The 18,596-nt window shown below is 60.4% G+C and carries 18 protein-coding genes and 1 pseudogene; 11 read left to right on the top strand and 8 right to left on the bottom strand.

Going from position 1 to position 18,596, the window contains the following annotated elements; genetic code table 11:
- Positions 1-231 precede the first annotated feature (231 nt).
- On the top strand, positions 232-1,551 hold the full coding sequence (locus PH551_RS18885; protein WP_285194348.1) for a UDP-glucose dehydrogenase family protein: 1,320 nt from the start codon (positions 232-234) through the stop codon (positions 1,549-1,551).
- 178 nt (positions 1,552-1,729) lie between these two features.
- Here PH551_RS18885 and PH551_RS18880 read toward each other — a convergent pair whose 3' ends face one another.
- Both PH551_RS18880 and PH551_RS18875 read right to left on the bottom strand, forming a co-directional pair.
- Positions 1,730-2,521 (bottom strand): metallophosphoesterase, encoded by a 792-nt coding sequence (locus tag PH551_RS18880; protein ID WP_097597114.1) that lies wholly within the window; start codon positions 2,519-2,521, stop codon positions 1,730-1,732.
- Positions 2,505-2,798, bottom strand: a pseudogene (locus PH551_RS18875) (hypothetical protein); the annotation flags it as partial. The gene PH551_RS18880 and the pseudogene PH551_RS18875, both read right to left, overlap by 17 nt.
- 378 nt (positions 2,799-3,176) lie before the next feature.
- Here PH551_RS18875 and PH551_RS18870 point away from each other — a divergent pair.
- Positions 3,177-3,419 (top strand): KTSC domain-containing protein, encoded by a 243-nt coding sequence (locus tag PH551_RS18870; RefSeq protein ID WP_064804427.1) that lies wholly within the window; start codon positions 3,177-3,179, stop codon positions 3,417-3,419.
- A gap of 203 nt (positions 3,420-3,622) precedes the next feature.
- On the opposite strand, the gene PH551_RS18865 is transcribed toward PH551_RS18870, so the two are convergent.
- From PH551_RS18865 to ung, 3 genes are all read right to left on the bottom strand, one after another.
- Positions 3,623-4,228, bottom strand: coding sequence for an alpha/beta hydrolase (locus PH551_RS18865; protein ID WP_285194345.1), 606 nt, complete (start codon positions 4,226-4,228; stop codon positions 3,623-3,625).
- A 10-nt stretch (positions 4,229-4,238) separates the two neighbouring features.
- Entirely contained in the window at positions 4,239-5,171 is a 933-nt protein-coding gene (locus PH551_RS18860) for a VOC family protein (RefSeq protein ID WP_285194344.1), read from the bottom strand.
- A gap of 135 nt (positions 5,172-5,306) precedes the next feature.
- Positions 5,307-6,008, bottom strand: a complete 702-nt coding sequence (gene ung / locus PH551_RS18855) for a uracil-DNA glycosylase (protein WP_097597117.1) — start codon at positions 6,006-6,008, stop codon at positions 5,307-5,309.
- Positions 6,009-6,238: 230 nt separating this feature from the next.
- On the opposite strand from ung, the gene PH551_RS18850 reads away from it, so the two are divergent.
- From PH551_RS18850 to PH551_RS18840, 3 genes are all read left to right on the top strand, one after another.
- Complete coding sequence (locus PH551_RS18850) at positions 6,239-7,663, top strand: phosphomannomutase (protein ID WP_285194343.1); 1,425 nt, start codon at positions 6,239-6,241, stop codon at positions 7,661-7,663.
- Between the two features lie 40 nt (positions 7,664-7,703).
- A complete protein-coding gene (locus PH551_RS18845) occupies positions 7,704-9,131 on the top strand; it encodes a mannose-1-phosphate guanylyltransferase/mannose-6-phosphate isomerase (protein WP_285194342.1) in 1,428 nt (475 codons plus the stop codon).
- A 134-nt stretch (positions 9,132-9,265) separates the two neighbouring features.
- Positions 9,266-9,571, top strand: coding sequence for a hypothetical protein (locus PH551_RS18840; RefSeq protein ID WP_097597120.1), 306 nt, complete (start codon positions 9,266-9,268; stop codon positions 9,569-9,571).
- Positions 9,572-9,595: 24 nt separating this feature from the next.
- On the opposite strand, the gene PH551_RS18835 is transcribed toward PH551_RS18840, so the two are convergent.
- The gene (locus PH551_RS18835; protein ID WP_285194341.1) at positions 9,596-10,552 is read right to left on the bottom strand and encodes an endonuclease/exonuclease/phosphatase family protein; all 957 of its coding nucleotides are present in this window, start codon (positions 10,550-10,552) and stop codon (positions 9,596-9,598) included.
- 258 nt (positions 10,553-10,810) lie between these two features.
- Between PH551_RS18835 and PH551_RS18830 the strand changes: the two genes are divergently transcribed.
- Entirely contained in the window at positions 10,811-11,827 is a 1,017-nt protein-coding gene (locus tag PH551_RS18830) for an NAD-dependent epimerase/dehydratase family protein (RefSeq protein ID WP_285194340.1), read from the top strand.
- A gap of 18 nt (positions 11,828-11,845) precedes the next feature.
- Here PH551_RS18830 and PH551_RS18825 read toward each other — a convergent pair whose 3' ends face one another.
- Together PH551_RS18825 and PH551_RS18820 are read right to left on the bottom strand one after the other, a co-directional pair.
- Positions 11,846-12,232, bottom strand: coding sequence for a hypothetical protein (locus tag PH551_RS18825; protein WP_285194339.1), 387 nt, complete (start codon positions 12,230-12,232; stop codon positions 11,846-11,848).
- 166 nt (positions 12,233-12,398) lie between these two features.
- Positions 12,399-12,680, bottom strand: a complete 282-nt coding sequence (locus PH551_RS18820) for a hypothetical protein (protein ID WP_285194338.1) — start codon at positions 12,678-12,680, stop codon at positions 12,399-12,401.
- A gap of 214 nt (positions 12,681-12,894) precedes the next feature.
- Between PH551_RS18820 and PH551_RS18815 the strand changes: the two genes are divergently transcribed.
- Genes PH551_RS18815 through PH551_RS18795 form a run of 5 tightly spaced genes read left to right on the top strand, consistent with a single transcriptional unit; the run spans position 12,895 to position 18,589 of the window.
- Entirely contained in the window at positions 12,895-13,599 is a 705-nt protein-coding gene (locus tag PH551_RS18815) for a CerR family C-terminal domain-containing protein (RefSeq protein WP_285194337.1), read from the top strand.
- Positions 13,596-14,609, top strand: a complete 1,014-nt coding sequence (gene hlyD, locus PH551_RS18810; RefSeq protein ID WP_285194336.1) for a secretion protein HlyD — start codon at positions 13,596-13,598, stop codon at positions 14,607-14,609. The genes PH551_RS18815 and hlyD overlap by 4 nt, the downstream gene beginning before the upstream one ends.
- Positions 14,606-16,351 (top strand): ATP-binding cassette domain-containing protein, encoded by a 1,746-nt coding sequence (locus tag PH551_RS18805; protein ID WP_285194335.1) that lies wholly within the window; start codon positions 14,606-14,608, stop codon positions 16,349-16,351. The genes hlyD and PH551_RS18805 overlap by 4 nt, the downstream gene beginning before the upstream one ends.
- The gene (locus tag PH551_RS18800; RefSeq protein ID WP_221113527.1) at positions 16,348-17,475 is read left to right on the top strand and encodes an ABC transporter permease; all 1,128 of its coding nucleotides are present in this window, start codon (positions 16,348-16,350) and stop codon (positions 17,473-17,475) included. The genes PH551_RS18805 and PH551_RS18800 overlap by 4 nt, the downstream gene beginning before the upstream one ends.
- A 1-nt stretch (position 17,476) precedes the next feature.
- Positions 17,477-18,589 carry an ABC transporter permease gene (locus tag PH551_RS18795; RefSeq protein WP_285194334.1) on the top strand — a complete coding sequence of 371 codons (1,113 nt, stop codon included), beginning with the start codon at positions 17,477-17,479 and terminating at the stop codon, positions 18,587-18,589.
- Positions 18,590-18,596 lie beyond the last annotated feature (7 nt).

Below are 18,596 nucleotides of genomic sequence, written 5' to 3'. Positions count from 1 at the left end.
CGGATTGAAGTCGAGCCGGCGCTCACGAACGGCTCGACTTGTCATATCGCCCACATAAACCTATGTTTTTGCCGTCGAGCGGGTGCCCGGCAGCAAACAGCGGCACCCTCGATACGACTTCCGATGTGGGTATTAAGCGATCTTCGATATTGTCTTTTGGCCCAGATTCAGTATGACGAACGCCATGCTGCGACGCAGCATGACGTTCTACTCTAATGATTTGAGGGAAATATGCGCATCACGATGATTGGATCAGGCTATGTCGGCCTCGTTTCAGGCGTTTGCTTTGCGGATTTCGGCCACGACGTCATCTGCGTCGACAAGGATCTGAGTAAGATCGAGGCCCTTCGCGAGGGCCGTATTCCGATCTACGAACCGGGTCTCGATCAGCTGGTTGCTGAAAATACCAGCACCGGCCGCCTCTCGTTTTCGACGGATGTCGGCGAAAGCGTTCGTGGCGCCGACGTCGTGTTCATCGCCGTCGGCACACCGTCCCGTCGCGGCGACGGCCATGCCGATCTCTCCTACGTCTATGCCGCTGCGCGCGAGATTGCCACCTATGTTGAGGGCTTCACCGTCATCGTCACCAAGTCGACGGTGCCGGTTGGCACCGGCGATGAGGTTGAGCGCATCGTGCGGGAAACCAATCCTTCGGCTGACGTCGCCGTCGTCTCCAATCCCGAATTCCTGCGCGAAGGCGCGGCGATCGAGGATTTCAAGCGTCCGGATCGGATCGTCGTTGGGCTGAATGACGACCGGGCACGCGAGACCATGACTGAAGTCTATCGTCCGCTCTACCTCAACCAGGCTCCCCTGGTCTTCACGAGCCGCCGCACCTCCGAGCTCATCAAATATGCGGCCAACGCCTTCCTGGCCATGAAGATCACCTTCATCAACGAGATCGCCGATCTCTGCGAAAGGGTCGACGCAAACGTCCAGGACGTTTCACGCGGCATCGGCCTCGATGGCCGTATCGGCTCCAAGTTCCTGCATGCCGGTCCGGGTTACGGCGGTTCATGCTTCCCCAAGGATACGCTTGCCCTTGCCAAGACGGCGCAGGATTATGACGCACCGGTCCGTCTGATCGAAACGACGATCTCGATCAACGACAACCGCAAGCGGGCGATGGGCCGCAAGGTCATTTCGGCCGTCGGCGGGGACATTCGCGGCAAGAAAGTCGCCATCCTCGGACTGACCTTCAAGCCGAACACCGACGACATGCGCGACAGCCCGGCCATTGCCATCATCCAGACCCTGCAGGACGCCGGCGCCCAGGTCGTCGGCTATGATCCCGAGGGTATGGACAATGCCCGCAAGGTCATCGAGAACATCGAATATGCGAACGGCCCTTACGAAGCCGCTGCCGACGCCGATGCCCTCGTCATCGTCACTGAATGGAACCAGTTCCGCGCACTCGATTTCAACCGCCTGAAGCAGTCGATGCGCGCTCCGGTCCTGGTCGATCTGCGCAACATCTACCGCAGTGACGAGATCCGCAGACACGGCTTTACCTATACCGGTATCGGCACCAACCTTTACCAGGACGCCTGACGAGCCTGGCAACTATGTGAACCTTCTGGCGCCGCGGGCACAAGTCCGCGGCGATTGTTTTTGAAGCGTGCCCCACGCTCTCTTCGCCCAGCGCATCGGCTTAAAGATCGGAATCGATTTTCGAAAAGGACGACAGAGGGATTCAGAGGGAAGCGCGTCCTTGGAGCGTCCAAAGACTCTAAAGCAGCCCTACCCGCGTCCCCTTGATCGTCAGTACGGTCAGCCGGCCCGTCGCCGAAACGGCGGTGTCGATGCCGATGCGTTGCGGACCGAATGTCGGGGCTCGTCCCGGAGTATGTCCGTGGATCACGAGGACAGGAAGCTGCGGTCCCTCGTCCAGGAAGGGCTGCCGGATCCACATGAGGTCGCTGTCTTTTTGTTTCTCAAGATCGATGCCGGGTCTGACGCCTGCATGCACAAACACCACCCTGCCCATTCGCACCATGATCGGCAGCGATTCGAGGAACTGGATATGCCGCTCGGGTATCATATTGCGAATGACGCGGGCGATCGTTTCGTTTCCGGCCGCCGACTGCAGGAGATGCTCGATATCGATGCCGTATGAGTGCAGCGTCTCCGTCCCGGCGAAACCCAGCCATTCGAGAATACCCGCCGGTTTGCGATAGAGCTTCACCAACTCAGCATCGTGATTGCCGCAAAGGACCAAGCGCTGAAATCCTGGCGGCGGGTTCTTGCTCAGGAACTCCAGAACCGCGCTTGAATCCGGTCCACGGTCGACATAATCGCCGAGCATGACGATGAGTTTCGGCCCCTGGATGCGTGCTGCGTCCTCTTCGATACGGCGATGTACGTCGAGGAGTTCGTTGTAACATCCGTGAACATCGCTCATGGCGTAGACCGCAGCGAAGTCGCCTTCGGCAAAGGTCAGCCGAGCGCGCTGCTTACGATTGCCGGCCAGCATCGGTATCTGTTGTCGCCACCGTCCTAGATAATTAGACATGTAACCCATTTATGAGACCCGACCGCGTGGCGGGTTGATCGATTTCCCATCTATCGCTGCAATGGCACGAATCGCAGTGTTCATAAGAAGTTGGCCTGATCGCGGCGTCGACAATGTAGCCGCAACCTCTTGCCATATTCGGAACGACATGATCCTTCGCGGTTTGCTGAACCGCGCGCGCCAGGCTCGCCTGCGCGGCCGCTACAGAACGCTGCGCTCCCACATCAGGCAACGGGGACGGTCCATCCTTGTAGCTCGCAGTTGAAAGCGCAAGGGTCTCCTGCGTATCTTCCCCTGGGTGCAAAGCGCCGCAGCTCACCGGCGATAGCAAAACGGCTGCCGCGGAAATCGGCGTTCTGTACTTATCCATAGATGGGAAGACATCGCGATTAATAACAGGTTGTATTTTATTACATGATGCTTAACCACTGGTTAAACTTATGTCTACTGGTTCGATTCTTTCACATTCAGCTGTGTCATCCAATATTTCCACCCCTGGAAGAACTCGAAATGATTGACTTTCCACAGGTGAGGACTTCGAAAAAGCTGCACACATCAACTATAGCGAGAGGCTGCCGGAAAAAATGAACGTTAAAGCAGATCACGCTTGACGACCCTGCGACGCCGCATAAATATGGTGCGCTGCGAGCGTGAATGACAATTCTTGATCAGGAATCTCAGATCCAAAACTGCGGGGTGCAAAGTGGAAACTGCGGTTGATTCGAAACTTATCGAGGCGATCAGCTACGACGAAGACAGCCGGCATCTACGGGTCTATCTGACCAACGGTCAGAGACGAGAATATGAAGGAGTCCCCAAAGGCGTCGTCGTCGGTTTGACGATGGCAGAATCACCGGGGAATTTTTACATGAAGGCGATAAGAGGCAAATATCCTCATCGCCCATAAGCATGTCGCGCAGAACTGCGCTGCGGTTTTGCGGCAACGACACGCGTAATCGGGGACCTAAAGCGCAAGGAGCGAATCTGAAAGATCGCGACGCGCTTTGGATAACTTGTCGATCAACGACGCCATGATCGTCGTTGCAGCAATGATGCGGGGCCGGCATTCGCCGGCCCCGCTCAATATCTTGGCCACTGTGCCGGCACAGATCAATAGCCGCCGAGGAAGTCGCCAACCGCATTAATCTCCGATGGAGCGATCTCGTGCCCACCGGCATGCCAGACCGTCCTGACCTCCGCGCCCCGGCCCTCCAGGTGCGCAGACAGCGCCTGGGTCACCGCAATCGGAGCGATCGGATCCCGCTGCCCGGCTGTCACCAGCACCTTTCTTCCCGCGAGTGTCGAGCGAGCCTCCGGCTGAAACGGAATGAGCGGATGCATCAGAACCGCGGCGTCGAAGATGCCCTTTTCGATCAGCACATTGGCAAGAATATTTGCGCCGTTCGAAAAACCCAGGCCGAGAATGTGAGAAGCCCGGTATTCGTCGGCAAATGCCTTGACGTAGGCCGCCATCTTCTCCGTCGCGCGTGAGAGGTCGGACATGTCGTAGACCCCTTCCCCGGTGCGGCGGAAAAACCGCGCCGCACCATATTCGGAAACATCGCCGCGCGGCGAAAGAATCGTTGCTTCGGGCAGCAGCCGTCGGCCGAAATCGAAGAACTGGTTTTCATCGCCGCCGGTGCCGTGCAGCACGAGCAGAATAGGTTTGTCAGGTGCACCGGCATGCAGCCGGTGCACATATCCTGTTTCGGTCATCTTGCCCTCCTTACGCTTCGAGCGGCTGCAGATGCTGCTCGAGCAAGGCGCGAAGATGCGCGTGCTGCTGCGGCAGCTTCAGCGCTTCGCCGAGATGAGCCGTGTCTTCGTCCCGGTCGAAGCCGGGCTCATTGGTCGCGACCTCGAACAAAACGCACCCCGGCGTGCGGAAGTAGATCGCCCAGAAATAATCCCGGTCGATGACAGGCGTGACCTGATAGCCGGTATCCATCAGCGCCTTGCGCACTTCGAGCTGCTTTTCGCGATTCTCGACGGCAAAGGCGACATGGTGGACGGAGCCGGCGCCGGGAAGCGCGCGGGCAATGTTCGGCATCGTCTCAAGGTCGATGAGGTGCGCGCCGTTGCCGTCAGGCTTGATCAGCCGCTTGATGCCATCCCGCTCCTCAGCCACTTGATAACCCATGAATTTCAAGAGTTCGGCCGTCGCGCCCTCGTCTCTCAGCCGCAAGGCAACGGAGTGGAAGCCGCGAATGGCGTGATCCTCGCTGATGCCGCCATGCGTCCACGGCTGGCGGTCATCGTCCTTGACCTCGACGAGCGCGAAGCCGTCGCCATCCGGGCCGGAGAAGTTGAGGCGCTTTTCGCCGAAGCTTTCCTCAGCCTTCACGCCGCCGAGACCAAGCGTAGCGAAGCGGTCACTCCAGAAGCCGAGCGAGCCTTGCGGGACGGAAAATACCGTCGTGCCGACCTCACCGGTGCCGGGGCGGCCCTGCGCCATCTTCGGGAACGGGAAATAGGTCATGATCGTGCCGGGCGCACCGGTCTCATCACCATAGTAGAGGTGGTAGACATCAGGCGCATCGAAATTGACCGTCTTCTTGACGCGACGCAGGCCGAGCGCATGGGTGAAAAACTGGTTGTTGGTGCGGGCGTCCTCCGCCATCGACGTGACGTGGTGCAGACCCTTGATCTGATCGAGCATGTGAGACCCCTTTCTTGCCCGCCTTTCGCGGGCTTTTCATGGATCATAAATGCGCCTCACCCGGCCTCCGGAATAGACCCTGAGACCAAAACGCATTGTCTATTATTAGTGAACAAAGATCAGGCCGCGTTCACTTCAGGCGCCGTGAGGATCTGCCGGCAATTGCCAGTCGATCGGGGCCCGCCCGCGGGACTGGAGGAAGGTATTCGCCTTGGAAAAGTGTTTGCACCCGAAGAAGCCGTTGTGGGCGGAAAGCGGCGAGGGATGCGGCGCCTTGAGCACCAGATGCCGCGCCGTGTCGACAAAGGCGGCCTTGCGCTGGGCATAGGAGCCCCAGAGCATGAAGACGACGGATTCGCATTCGTCATTGACTTTGCCGATAACGGCATCGGTGAAGCGCTCCCACCCTTTGCCTTGGTGGGCGGCCGCTTGCCCTTCCTCGACCGTCAGCACGCTGTTCAGCAAAAGCACGCCCTGCCTTGCCCAATGTTCGAGAAAGCCGTGACGCGCCGGCGATATCCCGAGATCGGTCTCCATCTCCTTGTAGATATTGACGAGCGAGGGCGGTATGCGCACGCCCGGCCGGACGCTGAAGCACAGGCCATGGGCCTGCCCCAGCCCGTGATAGGGATCCTGTCCAAGGATGACGGCCTTGACATTGGCAATCGGCGTCAGATCAAGAGCGCGGAAATATTCGCTGCCCTTCGGGAATATCCGCTTGCCCACTCGTTTCTGCGCGACGAGGAAGGATTTGAGTTGTTGCATATAGGGGCTTGAAAACTCCCCCGCAAGCGCGGCCTTCCAGCTCTCATCGAGACTGACGGATGTATCGCTCATCAGGAACCCTTCAGCATAGGACGAAACAATGGACACACGGTTCTAACAAAATCGATCTACGCTGCAATGCCTGTCGGCAATGGGTCTACGTCTTTAGGATCGGCGAGAGAAGACTGCGAGAGGCTGTCCGAGGCATCGTCGTTCGTGTTTAACTATATGATGGCTTCGGTATTTACGCCGGCAGGCGGCCTGAGTAGAACCTTGATTGTAAACTGGAGACACCTCTTCAAATGAAATTCGGCACGAGCGGCCTTCGCGGACTTTCAGTGGATCTCAAGGGTCGCGCCTCGGCTCTCTACGCGATGGCGTTCGGCAAATATCTGCTGAAAAGCGGCAAGGCACAGACCGGCGACATCATTTTGATCGGCCGCGACTTTCGCGATTCGAGCCCCGAAATCTCGGGCAATTGCGCTGGCGCGCTTGCCGCGCTCGGCTTCCGCATTTTCGACTGCGGCAATGTCCCGACGCCAGCCCTTGCTCTTTATGGTCTTGAAAGCAAGGCCGCATGCCTGATGATAACCGGCTCTCATATTCCGGCGGACCGCAACGGCATCAAGTTCTACCGTCCGGACGGCGAGATCGACAAATCGGACGAGGCTGCAATTACCGCCTTGGCGGCCGAAATCGAGAAAAGTGGCGAAGCGGTGATCCAGGCGCCAGCGGCGATGGAAGATCGTGAGGCGATCTGTCGACAGCTCTTTTTCGAACGCAATACGGCCCTGCTTCCGCAAGGCGCGCTGTCCGGCCTGAAGATCGGCGTCTACCAGCACAGCACCGTCGCCCGTGATCTCCTGGTCGACGTTCTTGCCCATTATGGCGCTGAGGTCACCGTTCTCGGGCGTTCGGATAGCTTCATTCCGGTCGATACAGAAGCCGTTTCCGAGGAGACCATCACGCTGATGAAGCGCTGGGTCTCCGATCACAGCTTCGATACAATCGTCTCGACCGATGGCGACGGCGACCGCCCGCTGGTCGCCGACGAAACCGGCACGCCACTGCGCGGCGACCTCCTCGGCCTTATAGCAGCCAATTTCTTGGGAGCTCGCATCGTGGTGACGCCCGTCACCTCCAATTCCGGCATCGAGGTCGCGGGCTCCTTCGCCGTCAAGCGCACCCGTGTCGGCTCTCCCTTCGTCATAACAGGCATGGAAGAGGCCGTGGCGGCCGGCGACAATCGGGTCATGGGCTTTGAGGCCAATGGCGGTTTGCTGACCGCCAGCCCTTTCGATGTCAACGGGCAGAACGTCCGCGCCCTGCCGACGCGCGATTGTTTTATTCCCATGCTTGCAGTCCTGTCGCTTGCGGCCGCTCGCAGGCAGCCGCTCTCTGCCATTGCGACCTCCTATAAGCTGCCCTTCGCTGCTGCCGATCGTCTGGAGAATTTCCCGGTGGAGACGAGCGCCGCGCTGATGCAACACTTGCGCGCCTCGGATCAAAATCTCCGTTCTTTCCTGCAGCCGATCGGCGCTGTCGCGACCAAATCCGATATTGACGGGCTTCGGATGACACTGACGGACGGCCGGATCATCCATTTCCGCCCATCCGGCAATGCGCCGGAAATGCGCTGCTACGTGGAAGCCGGCAGCGAGCCTGCAGCTCTCGACCTGCTGCACGCCGGTCTCAACAGAATAAGAGGCTGGGCAGCCGCCCGCTGACATGCAACCAGTAAGGTCGTCTATTTCAAGGAACCCGCCTATGACGCAGAAAATCGTTCCCGTGATCATGGCCGGCGGCAAAGGCACGCGGCTCTGGCCGCTTTCCCGTGCGACCGCGCCGAAACAATTCATCCAATTCGTGGGTAATAAGACGCTGTTTCAGGAAACGCTCGAACGCGTTTCCGATCCCGAGCTCTACGAAGCTCCGATCGTCGTCACCAATGAGGAGTTCCGCTTCCTGGTCGCCGAGCAGGCCCGCGCACTTGCCATTCCGCTCGCCGCCGTGCTGCTCGAGCCCGTTGCCCGCAACACCGCCGCAGCGGTCGCCGCTGCCGCGACGCTCGCCGCCGAGCTCTTCGGCAAGGACACGATCATCCAGATGCTCGCCTCGGATCATGAAATCCTCGCCGACAAGAGCTATTTCGACTGTATCCGCATCGCTCGCGAGGCGGCGGCCGACGGCAGGCTCGTCACCTTCGGCATCAACCCGACCGAGCCGGCGACGGGCTATGGCTATATCGAGATCGGCGATGCGCTTGTTAATGGCGCCCACAAGGTGAGCCGCTTCGTCGAGAAGCCGGCATTGGATGAAGCCCAGCGGATGCTCGCCGACGGCGGCTTCTACTGGAACTCGGGCATCTTCATGTTCCCGGTGACGGAACTTCTTGCCGAGCTGCAGGAATATGCGCCCGAGGTGCTGAAGGCTTCAAGCAAGGCTCTTTCCAAGGCAAGCCGCGATCTCGACTTCACCCGCCTCGATGCCGACCATTTCGCCAAGAGCCCGGATATATCGATCGATTATGCGGTCATGGAAAAGACGTCGAAGGCCGCGGTCGTCCCCTCACCATTCCGGTGGTCGGACATGGGAAGCTGGGATGCCGTTTGGAAATCGGGCAAACGCGACGATAACGGCAATGTCGCCGCCGCAAACACGACCGTCGTCAATACCCGCAACTCGCTGGTCATGACCCATGGCGTGCACCTTGCCGTCCAAGGCATGGAGGATGTCGCCGTCATCGCCAGCGAAGACGCCGTCTATGTCGGACCGCTCAAGGACAGCCAGAACGTCGGGCAATTGGTCAAGATGCTGGCCTCCTCCTCGGCGACGGCGAAATTTGCCGAAACGCATCCGACATCCTACCGACCGTGGGGCGGCTATACCTCTATCTTCAACGGCGACCGCTTTCAGGTGAAGCGCATCTTCGTCACGCCGGGCAAGAAGCTTTCGCTGCAAAAACACCACCATCGCTCCGAGCACTGGGTCGTCGTCAAGGGAACGGCCGAGGTGACGATCGGCGAAAATGTGCAGATGCTGCGTGAGAACGAAAGCGTCTATATCCCGCTCGGAGAAGTCCATCGTCTCGCCAATCCCGGCAAGATCGTTCTCGAGCTCATCGAGGTTCAGACGGGCTCCTATCTCGGCGAGGACGATATCATCCGCATCGTCGACGAATTCGGAAGAACGTAAGCCAAGCGTCGGAACGGCCGGCGGGCCAAGTCAGCCCGCCGGCGCTTGCGGCATGCCCACCATCCCTGTTGAATTCCCTGCCGGGATTCTCGTAGAATGAATGAGCCGACAGACCTGACAGGAGATGTCCTCTGATGCGTACCCTGCCCGCCCTCGCCGGATTTCTTTCAATCCTGCTGCCGGCAATGACCTTTGCCCAAACGGCGAACATGCGCGCCGCAAGCGAGGCGGAAATCCGACAGCATCTGCCCGGCACGTCGGAGCTGAAAGAAAGCAGCAACGGCTATGAATATCGCGAGGGCAGCAAGAATGGCTACAAGATCAACAATGGCCAGGTCTGTGTCCGGTTTCCCGATAAGTCGACCGACTGCGTCAACGTGAAGACTGACGGCAAGAATTTTCAGATGATCGACCGCAAGGGCGGCCGGACCAGATTCTAATTTCAGCCCGGCTTATCTTGCCTGTTATCGTGCCGGCGCCGTCTCGCCGCTCTTATCGACAACGAATTCGGCGATCAGCCCTGAATGGTTGGAGCCGAGATTGTCGTCGAGGCGCTTCAACGACGTCAGATGAAGCGGCGCGCGCGCGAATATGTGATCGATGGCAATACCCAACCGACCGGCGGCGATCGGCCATGTCGCCGGTTCGGGCGCCATAGTCTTCAGCTTCTGCTTGCGCAGGAGAGCCTGAATGCTGGGAGCGATCGACGACGAATTGAAATCGCCGGACAGCACCAGCGGACCTGAGATCGCATCAAGCGCTTTGCTGAGATCGTCCAGCTCTTCGATCTGGTAATCGTCGAAATAGGGTTTGGTGAGATGGGCCGACACGAGATTGACGGTATGCCCGCCAAAATCGACGCTCGCTGCGACCAGCCTGTCTTTCCGCAAGCTGCCGATGCTCGCAACCTGGCGGGTCACGAACGGGCGTTTCGATAGCACCAGCGTATCGCAGCTGTCTTTGCCGTTGTCGCAACCGATATGATACGGATAGACCTTGAACAATCGCTGCAGATGGAACGTCAGCGGCTTGGCTTCGAGCAGATTGACGACATCGGCATTCGAAGCGATCACCATATCCGCGATGGCGGTCGAATTTTTCCAGTTATCGATCGCAACGTTGAACGACATCAGACGGAAAAGCGGCGCCGTTCCCGTTCCCCTGTCGTCCCCGGCGAATTCACGGAGCATGATAACGCCGTGCGCGGTGAGGAGCAGCGAGACAAGCAGAAGGGCAAAGCCGTAAGCATGTCTTCTGACAACCAGGATGACGAGGCTGGCGGCGGCGAATGTGAGGCCGAGATGGATCTGAAAACTGTAGATGAAGGAGAGCAGCCAGAAATTCGTGAGATAGCGCAGCGACACGACCGCAATGGCCAGGGTCAGAAACGCAGAGAGAATCCAATAAACTATGTTTCTCATCAATCCCTGGTCTCGCCTGAACAGGATGTCGCCCGAAACCGCTCAACCATTTCGGCATCATGCTCAAGACGACCGCCGCCCATAACATGCAAGCCGCTATGTTGCAATGCAGCATAGCGTCCAGAAACGACGACAGCAGCGCCGCGTCAGGTGCTATCTTTCAATGGCCTATCGACTCGGCCTCTTTTTATCCTGTAAGTGGGTGCCATTTTACGGAATCGGCTTTTGCCGCCGGCAGGGAGCCGAGAAAAGGTGGGAATGCGCTACTTCATTACAGGTACTGCCGGCTTTATCGGTTTTCATCTGGCTAGGCGCCTGTTGCAGGAAGGGCATGAGGTGACAGGCTTCGACGGCCTCACTCCTTATTACAACGTCAAGCTCAAAGAGATGCGCCACGCCGCACTCTCTCAGTTTCCGGCCTTCCGGCCTGTCATATCAATGCTTGAGGACCGGCCGGCGCTGGAAGCGGCAGTCTCCGCGGCCGCGCCTGACATCCTGATCCATCTCGCCGCGCAAGCCGGAGTTCGCTACAGCCTGGAAAATCCCGAAGCCTATATACATTCGAATGTCGAAGGCTCCTGGAACATCATGGAAATCGCCCGGCGGGTTGAAGTCCGCCATCTGATGCTGGCCTCGACGTCATCGATCTATGGCGCCAACGCGACTGTCCCCTTCCGCGAAACCGACCGTGCCGACGAACCGCTGACCATCTATGCCGCGACGAAGAAATCGATGGAGCTGATGGCACACAGCTATGCCCATCTCCACAAGATTCCGACGACAGCCTTCCGTTTCTTCACCGTCTATGGCCCATGGGGCCGGCCCGATATGGCGCTGTTCAAATTCGCCAAGAACATGCTCGAAGGCCAGCCGATCGAGATCTACGGCGAAGGCAATATGAGCCGTGACTTCACTTATATAGACGATCTCATCGAAGCGATCGTCCGGCTCTCGGCCATTGCTCCGCGCGAAGAGAATCGTTTGGCCGACGCGAGCATCGAAACGCTCTCGCGACAGGCGCCTTTCCGCGTCGTAAATATCGGCGGCGGCCAGCCGGTCAGTCTGATGGATTTTGTTGAAACGGTGGAAAAGGCGCTCGGCCGTCCTGCCATCCGCAAGATGCTGGCCATGCAGAAGGGCGACGTACCGCGCACCTTCGCCGCCCCTGATCTGCTCGTCGCGCTGACGGGCTACAAGCCGGGCACAACGCTCGATGTCGGCGTCAAAGCCTTCGTCGAATGGTATCTCGACGTTCGTCGCGAACTAGACGCTTAATCCGAACATCCTCGCGACTTAGCGCAGAAACGCGAGCGCTTCCACGGTGCCGATAGTCTTTGCAAACACATAGTCGATGGCAAAACTCAGGCTCTTCGAATAGGCCTTGAGCCGATAGCCCTCGCCTTCGATAGCAGCCGGGCTGCGTAGAACGAAGGGAACGCTCGGCCGCACGAAACCCACACGTGTCGTCAGCGGAATCTCGGGCGAACGGCCGATGGCAGACGTATACATCAGGTCTTGGGCAAGACCGGCAGGCCCGATGGCGAGGGCCGGCCCGGCAGCCGCAGTGATGCTCAAGGTCAAGGCGATGGCGGCAAGAGTTTTCTGCATGTCGAAGTCCCCGTTTTCGGATCGCAGGGCTTTCGTTTCGCCCTGATCCAAGCGGTCGATGCGTCTGTCCACGCTTCGGCCGCCTTCATGAGAACACTCTACACACCAGAATTTGCAGGGCTTTTAAGCGGATCGGTCAAATTTTAGGAAATCTGGCTTTCTGTCGGAAGGCCATCGACATGCTTGACGAAACCAGCCACACCGCGGCTGGAAGCGATGCCCCGACGCGGACCGCAGCTTAGAGGATGCGATCCAGTTTCTTGTTGATATGCAGGTTCGGCATCAGGCCCGCGCTCTGCGCGGCATGATAGGATTCTCGCGCCGCATCGAACGAGATCGACCACATGATGGCGCTGAGCAGGAGCGCGATAATATAGATTTGGATACGCATCGCATTGGCGGTACGGAAGGAGCAAGGCAGTTTTGTGTCAAAAAATGAGCGCATAACGAGAAAAACAACGGCTCTTCGTTTCGCCGCGGGCGGGCGCCGGACACACATCCCCGCGATGGCGCTTCCCACCTAGAGCAATTCCAGGCAAAGCGCGAAGCGGTTTTCCTTCCGGAATGGCACAAGGTTGGAGCGGTCCTGCGCTTCCGTGAAAAGCTGAACCGCTTTAGCCGCCATCCCGACGTCTGAAAGGACGCACGTGCCCTTTTCCGCGTCCAGACAGGCTCGCTACCGAAAATATATCATTCGATTGACTTACTTTGGCTTTGGTGTTATGAATTCCGTCATGACCCAGAACAGTGACACTCCAAATCCACCGGCCTCCGCCCGCGCCGAGATCGCCCGCCAGAAGATGCTGACGGCCGCTCTCGACGTATTCGGGCGCTACGGCTTTGACGGCGCCTCAACCCGCCAGCTGACCGAAGCCGCCGGCGTCAACCTGCAGGCGATCCCCTATTATTTCGGCAGCAAGGAAGGCCTCTACATCGCCACCGCCGAACATCTGATGATGCAGATCGACGCCCATGTCAGCGGCATGCGGGCGCACATCGGCGCGCATCTCATGGCACTGGACGCAGCCGGCAAGCCGCTCGGCGAAGCCGAGGCGCGCGCCTTCCTCACCGAAGTCCTCCAGACCATGGTGACGCTCTTCGTCGCCAGGGAATCCGAACCTTGGGCCCGCTTCCTGATCCGCGAGCAGATGGAGCCGACCGAAGCCTTCCGGCGGGTCTATCAGGGCATCATGCGTCCGATGATTGAAATGGGCCGGCGCCTGGTCGGTGCCATTCTCGGCGAAGATCCGGCGTCCGAACATGTGCGCCTGCGCACCTTCAATCTCGTCGGCAGCATCCTCATCTTTCGTTTTGCCCGTGCGGCCGTTCTCGCCCAGATGGAATGGGACACCTTCGGCCCGAAGCAGGTGGAACTATTGCGCGGCCTTGCCGCCGAACTGGTCGATGTCATCGGCCCGTCGAAACGAGGTGCGGCATGAAACGCATTCTTCCCATCGCCGTCCTTCTCTTCGCCAGCGCAGGTGCTGCAGCCTGGTGGTACGGCTTGCCCGAGCGGTTCGGCTGGCGGCCCGAGGCCCGGCGTGAATTCGTCCTTTACGGCAATGTCGATGTCCGCCAGGTCTCGCTCGGCTTTCGCGTCAGCGGCCGTATCTCCGAACTTGGGGTCGACGAGGGCGATATCGTCAAGAGAGGAACGCTTTTGGCGAAGCTCGACGCCGCACCCTACGAATTCGCCGTCCGCTCCGGCGAAGCCAACGCCGCGGCCCTTCGCGCTACGCTCGATAAGCTGACGGCCGGCCCGCGGCCGACCGAAATCGCCCAGGCGCGCGCCGCCTACGACGAAAGCCTCGCGGATCTGCAGAATGCCAACCTCGCCTATGAGCGCGCCCGCCAGCTTCGCCCGCAGGGCACGATTTCCGAAGCGAACCTCGACCAGGCGACCGCCGCAAAGGCGATGGCCGCCGCTCGCTCGCAATCCGCCAGCGAGGCGCTGAAGCTGCTGCAGGAAGGCTCGCGCGCCGAGGACATCGCCGCCGCCGACGCCCAGCTGAAGGCCGCCGAGGCCACACTCGCCTCAGCCCGAACTTCGCTCGCAGACACCGAACTGCGCGCTCCGAACGACGGCGTCATCCTCTCGCGGGTGCGGGAGAACGGCGCGATCGTCTCGCCGGCCGATACCGTCTTCGTGCTCTCCCTGACAGAGCCGGTCTGGGTGCGCAGCTATGTCGCCGAACCCGATCTCGGCCGCGTCCACCCCGGCATGAAAGTATCCGTCACCTCCGATACCCAGCCGGATAGACCCTATGAAGGCACCATCGGCTTCATCTCGCCGGTCGCCGAATTCACGCCGAAGTCGGTGGAGACGCCTGAACTGAGGACCGATCTCGTCTATCGCCTGAGGATCGTCATCGACAGGCCCGGCCCCGACCTGCGGCAGGGCATGCCGGTCACCGTGCGGCTGTCCGCGCCGCCGACAGGCCGACAATGACTGCCCCGGAACCCGGTCGGGACGCCAGGCCGCTCGTTCGGATCGACGGCGTCACCAAACGCTTCGGCGATGCACCTGCAGCCCTTAACGCCGTCTCCGGCGTCATCGGCGGCGGCGCGATCACCGGCCTCGTTGGTCCCGACGGCGCCGGCAAGACGACGCTAATCCGGCTGATGACCGGCCTGATGCTGCCCGACACCGGAACGATGGAAGTGCTGGGCTTCGACACCAGAAAGAACGCCGCCGGCATTCAGGCGGCGATCGGCTACATGCCGCAGCGCTTCGGTCTTTATGAGGATCTCTCGGTGCAGGAAAACCTCGACCTCTATGCCGATTTGCGCGGCCTGCCGAAGAGCGAACGCACCGGCGCCTTCGACGAGCTGCTGACCTTCACCGACCTTAAACGCTTCACCGGCAGGCTCGCCGGAAAGCTCTCCGGCGGCATGAAACAGAAGCTCGGCCTTGCCTGCGCGCTTCTGAAAAAGCCGCGCCTGCTGCTGCTCGACGAACCGGGCGTCGGCGTCGACCCGATCTCGCGCCGCGACCTCTGGAAGATGGTCGAGAACCTGACTAGGGAAGGCATAGGCGTGGTCTGGTCGACCGCCTATCTCGACGAGGCCGAAGCCTGCGACCACGTGCTGCTCTTGAACCAGGGAAAACTGCTTTTCTCGGGAAAACCGAATGAAATGACCGAGCGCGTCAGCGATCGTGTCTTCCGGGTATCCGATGTGACCGGCCGCCGTCGGCAGGTTCTCGCCGAACTCCTGGAGGCCGATGGCATCATCGACGGGGTGATTCAGGGCGAGGCGATCCGCCTCGTCGCGGCCAGCGGCAAGACGCCCGATATCGGCAAGGCCGGCGACGGCGCATCGCTTTCCCCCGCCCCACCGCGTTTCGAGGACGCCTTCGTCGATAAGCTCGGCGGCGGCCCCGGCGGCCGCTCCCGGCTTGCCGAAGCGCAAGAGCCGCTGAAAGCCGAGGGTGACCGGCCGGTTATCGAGGCCAGGGGCCTGACCAAGCGCTTCGGCGATTTCACCGCCGCCGACGACATCAGCTTCGATATCCGCCGCGGCGAGATCTTCGGCCTCCTCGGTCCGAACGGCGCCGGCAAGTCCACCACCTTCAAGATGCTCTGCGGCCTGTTGAAGCCGACCGGCGGCGAAGGCCGCGTCGCCGGCTTCGATCTCCGTCGCGATGCCGCCGAAGCACGCAACCAGCTCGGCTATATGGCGCAGAAATTCTCTCTCTACGGCGATCTTACAGTCATGCAGAACCTGGAATTCTTCGCAGGCGTCTATGGCCTTCGCGGCCAGCGCAGGCGCGAGCGCATAGAGCTGATGGCCGACATTTTCGATTTCGGCCGCCATGCCCGCGACGCCGCCAAGGATCTGCCGCTCGGGCTCAAGCAACGCCTGGCACTTGCCTGCGCCGTCATGCACGAACCGCGCGCCCTCTTCCTCGATGAACCGACCTCCGGCGTCGATCCGATCACTCGCCGCGAGTTTTGGACGCATATCAATGGCCTGGTCGAAAAGGGTGTCACCGTGCTCGTCACCACCCATTTCATGGACGAGGCGGAATATTGCGACCGCATTTCGCTGATCTACCGCGGCCGTTCGATCGCGCTCGGTTCTCCCGATGAGTTGAAGGCACGTGTCGCGACAAAGGATGTGCCGGACCCGACGATGGAGGACGCCTTCATCGCGCTGGTGCAGCAATCAGAAGCGGAGGATGCAGCATGAGCATTTCCTCCGGCCGGCTCCGGCGTCTTGCAGCTCTGGTGCGCAAGGAAAGCTTCCAGGCGATCCGCGACCCGAGCAGCATCCTCATCGCCTTCGTACTGCCGCTGATCCTGCTCTTCCTCTTCGGCTACGGCGTCTCGCTCGATACAACGCGTACCCGCATAGGCCTCGTGACCGAGGAGATGACGCCGCTGACGCAGGACCTCGCGGCCAGCTTCCGGGCCTCGCGCTACTTCGACGTGGCGATCGGCCGTGACCGCCGCCTGTTCGAAGAAGATCTCGTGATCGGAAAGGTGCGCGGCATCGTCGTCATCCCGGCCGATTTCACCACCCGTTATACCGCCGGCAACCGCCCGCAGGTCCAGGTGATTGTCGACGGCTCCGATCCGAACACGGCGAACTTCGTCCAGAACTATGCGCAGGGCGCCGTTGCCAACTGGGAACAGCAGAGGCAGGCGGACGTCGCCTCCCACAGTCCCGCCATCACAGTCGAGCAGCGCTTCTGGTTCAATCCGGAGCTGACCAGCCGCAATTTCCTCGTGCCGGGCTCGATCGCCATCGTCATGACGCTGGTCGGCACGCTGCTGACCTCACTCGTCGTCGCCCGCGAATGGGAGCGCGGGACGATGGAAGCAATGATGGCGACCCCGGTGACGGCCGTCGAGCTGCTTGCCGGCAAGATCCTGCCTTATTTTCTGCTCGGCTTGACGTCGATGACGCTCTGCGTTCTGCTTGCGGTCTTTCTCTTCGGCGTGCCGTTCCGCGGCTCGGTCGCTGGCCTTTATGCCCTGTCGGCCGCCTTCCTGATCCCGGCGCTGGGGCAAGGCCTGTTGATCTCGACGGCGACCAAGAACCAGTTTCTCGCCTCGCAGCTGGCGCTGATCTCCGCCTTCCTCCCGGCCTTCCTGCTCTCGGGCTTCCTGTTCGAGATCAATTCCATGCCCAGGATCATCCAGTGGATCACCTTCATCGTGCCGGCCCGCTACCTGATCCCCAGCCTGCAGACGGTGTTTCTCGCTGGCGACATCTGGCCGATGTTCGGACAGGCAATCTCGGTCATGCTGACGATCGGCGGCGTCATGTTCGTCCTGGCCGCACGCAGCACCAGAAAGAGGATCGGCTGAGATGGGATGGACAAGGCTCTACGCCCTCATCGTCAAGGAATTGCTCGCCGTGCTGCGCGACCCCAAGGGCCGCGCCATCCTGATCGGCCCGCCGATCGTCCAGCTCCTCGTCTTCTCCTATGCGGCGACGCTCGAAGTGCGCAATGTCGACGTCATGATCCTCAACCGCGACAACGGCCATTGGGGCCAGGAGCTGATCGAGCGTATCGATGGCTCGCCGACCTTCCGCAATATCGCGATCGCCGCCGAACAGGCTGAGGTCCAGGTGGCGATAGACAATCAGACGGTCATCGCCGCGATCGAAATCGGCCCGGATTTCTCCCGCAATATCGAAGCGGGAACGCCGACCGACCTGCAGGTGGTGCTCGACGGCCGCCGCTCCAACGCCTCGCAGATCGTCGCGGGCTACCTCTCGCAGATCGGTGCGGCGCTTGCTGCCGAGACGCCGGCCGGCAAACGCGCCGGCGCCAGCACCGTCTCATCCGTGCCGCGCAACTGGTTTAACCCGAACCTCACCTATCAATGGTTCATGGTGCCGAACCTGATCGCCAGCATCGCGCTCCTGATCGGCCTGATCGTCACGGCACTGTCGATTGCCCGCGAGCGCGAACTCGGCACCTTCGACCAGCTGATGGTCTCCCCGTTGCGCCTGCACGAGATCCTGATCGGCAAGCTGATCCCGCCGATGATGATCGGCCTCTTTCACATCACTGTCTATATTCTCGCTGCCGTCCTCCTCTTCGAGGTGCCGCTGCGCGGCTCGCTCTTCCTGCTTTACGGCAGCGCGATCTTCTATCTCGGTTCTGTCGCCGGCCTCGGTCTTTTCATCTCTGCGCTGTCGATGACGCAGCAGCAGGCGATCCTCGGCGCCTTCCTGTTCATGGTCCCGGCCATGTTGCTCTCGGGCTTCGCGACCCCGATCGAAAACATGCCGGGCTGGCTGCAGCCGATAACCTACGTCAATCCGCTGCGCTATTTCCTGGTGATCGTCAAAGGCGTATTCCTCAAGGATATCCCTTTGGGCGAGGTGGTGAACCAGACCATCCCACTGGCGCTGATCGCTACAGTGACGCTCAGCGCCGCTGCCTGGCTCTTCCGCCGGCGCCTGGAATAATCCCAGT

It is taken from the genome of Rhizobium atlanticum (assembly GCF_030182485.1).
In the GTDB taxonomy this organism is placed as follows: domain Bacteria; phylum Pseudomonadota; class Alphaproteobacteria; order Rhizobiales; family Rhizobiaceae; genus Rhizobium.
Note: the sequence above shows the minus strand (reverse complement) of the source record. Positions and strands in the feature narration are given on the sequence as shown.

Coding starts and splice junctions, on each gene's coding strand:
- PH551_RS18885 (WP_285194348.1), top strand. CDS start 232: ATGCGCATCACGATGATTGGATCAGGCTATGTCGGCCTCGTTTCAGGC.
- PH551_RS18880 (WP_097597114.1), bottom strand. CDS start 2,521: ATGGGTTACATGTCTAATTATCTAGGACGGTGGCGACAACAGATACCG.
- PH551_RS18865 (WP_285194345.1), bottom strand. CDS start 4,228: ATGACCGAAACAGGATATGTGCACCGGCTGCATGCCGGTGCACCTGAC.
- PH551_RS18860 (WP_285194344.1), bottom strand. CDS start 5,171: ATGCTCGATCAGATCAAGGGTCTGCACCACGTCACGTCGATGGCGGAG.
- ung (WP_097597117.1), bottom strand. CDS start 6,008: ATGAGCGATACATCCGTCAGTCTCGATGAGAGCTGGAAGGCCGCGCTT.
- PH551_RS18850 (WP_285194343.1), top strand. CDS start 6,239: ATGAAATTCGGCACGAGCGGCCTTCGCGGACTTTCAGTGGATCTCAAG.
- PH551_RS18845 (WP_285194342.1), top strand. CDS start 7,704: ATGACGCAGAAAATCGTTCCCGTGATCATGGCCGGCGGCAAAGGCACG.
- PH551_RS18840 (WP_097597120.1), top strand. CDS start 9,266: ATGCGTACCCTGCCCGCCCTCGCCGGATTTCTTTCAATCCTGCTGCCG.
- PH551_RS18835 (WP_285194341.1), bottom strand. CDS start 10,552: ATGAGAAACATAGTTTATTGGATTCTCTCTGCGTTTCTGACCCTGGCC.
- PH551_RS18830 (WP_285194340.1), top strand. CDS start 10,811: ATGCGCTACTTCATTACAGGTACTGCCGGCTTTATCGGTTTTCATCTG.
- PH551_RS18815 (WP_285194337.1), top strand. CDS start 12,895: ATGACCCAGAACAGTGACACTCCAAATCCACCGGCCTCCGCCCGCGCC.
- hlyD (WP_285194336.1), top strand. CDS start 13,596: ATGAAACGCATTCTTCCCATCGCCGTCCTTCTCTTCGCCAGCGCAGGT.
- PH551_RS18805 (WP_285194335.1), top strand. CDS start 14,606: ATGACTGCCCCGGAACCCGGTCGGGACGCCAGGCCGCTCGTTCGGATC.
- PH551_RS18800 (WP_221113527.1), top strand. CDS start 16,348: ATGAGCATTTCCTCCGGCCGGCTCCGGCGTCTTGCAGCTCTGGTGCGC.
- PH551_RS18795 (WP_285194334.1), top strand. CDS start 17,477: ATGGGATGGACAAGGCTCTACGCCCTCATCGTCAAGGAATTGCTCGCC.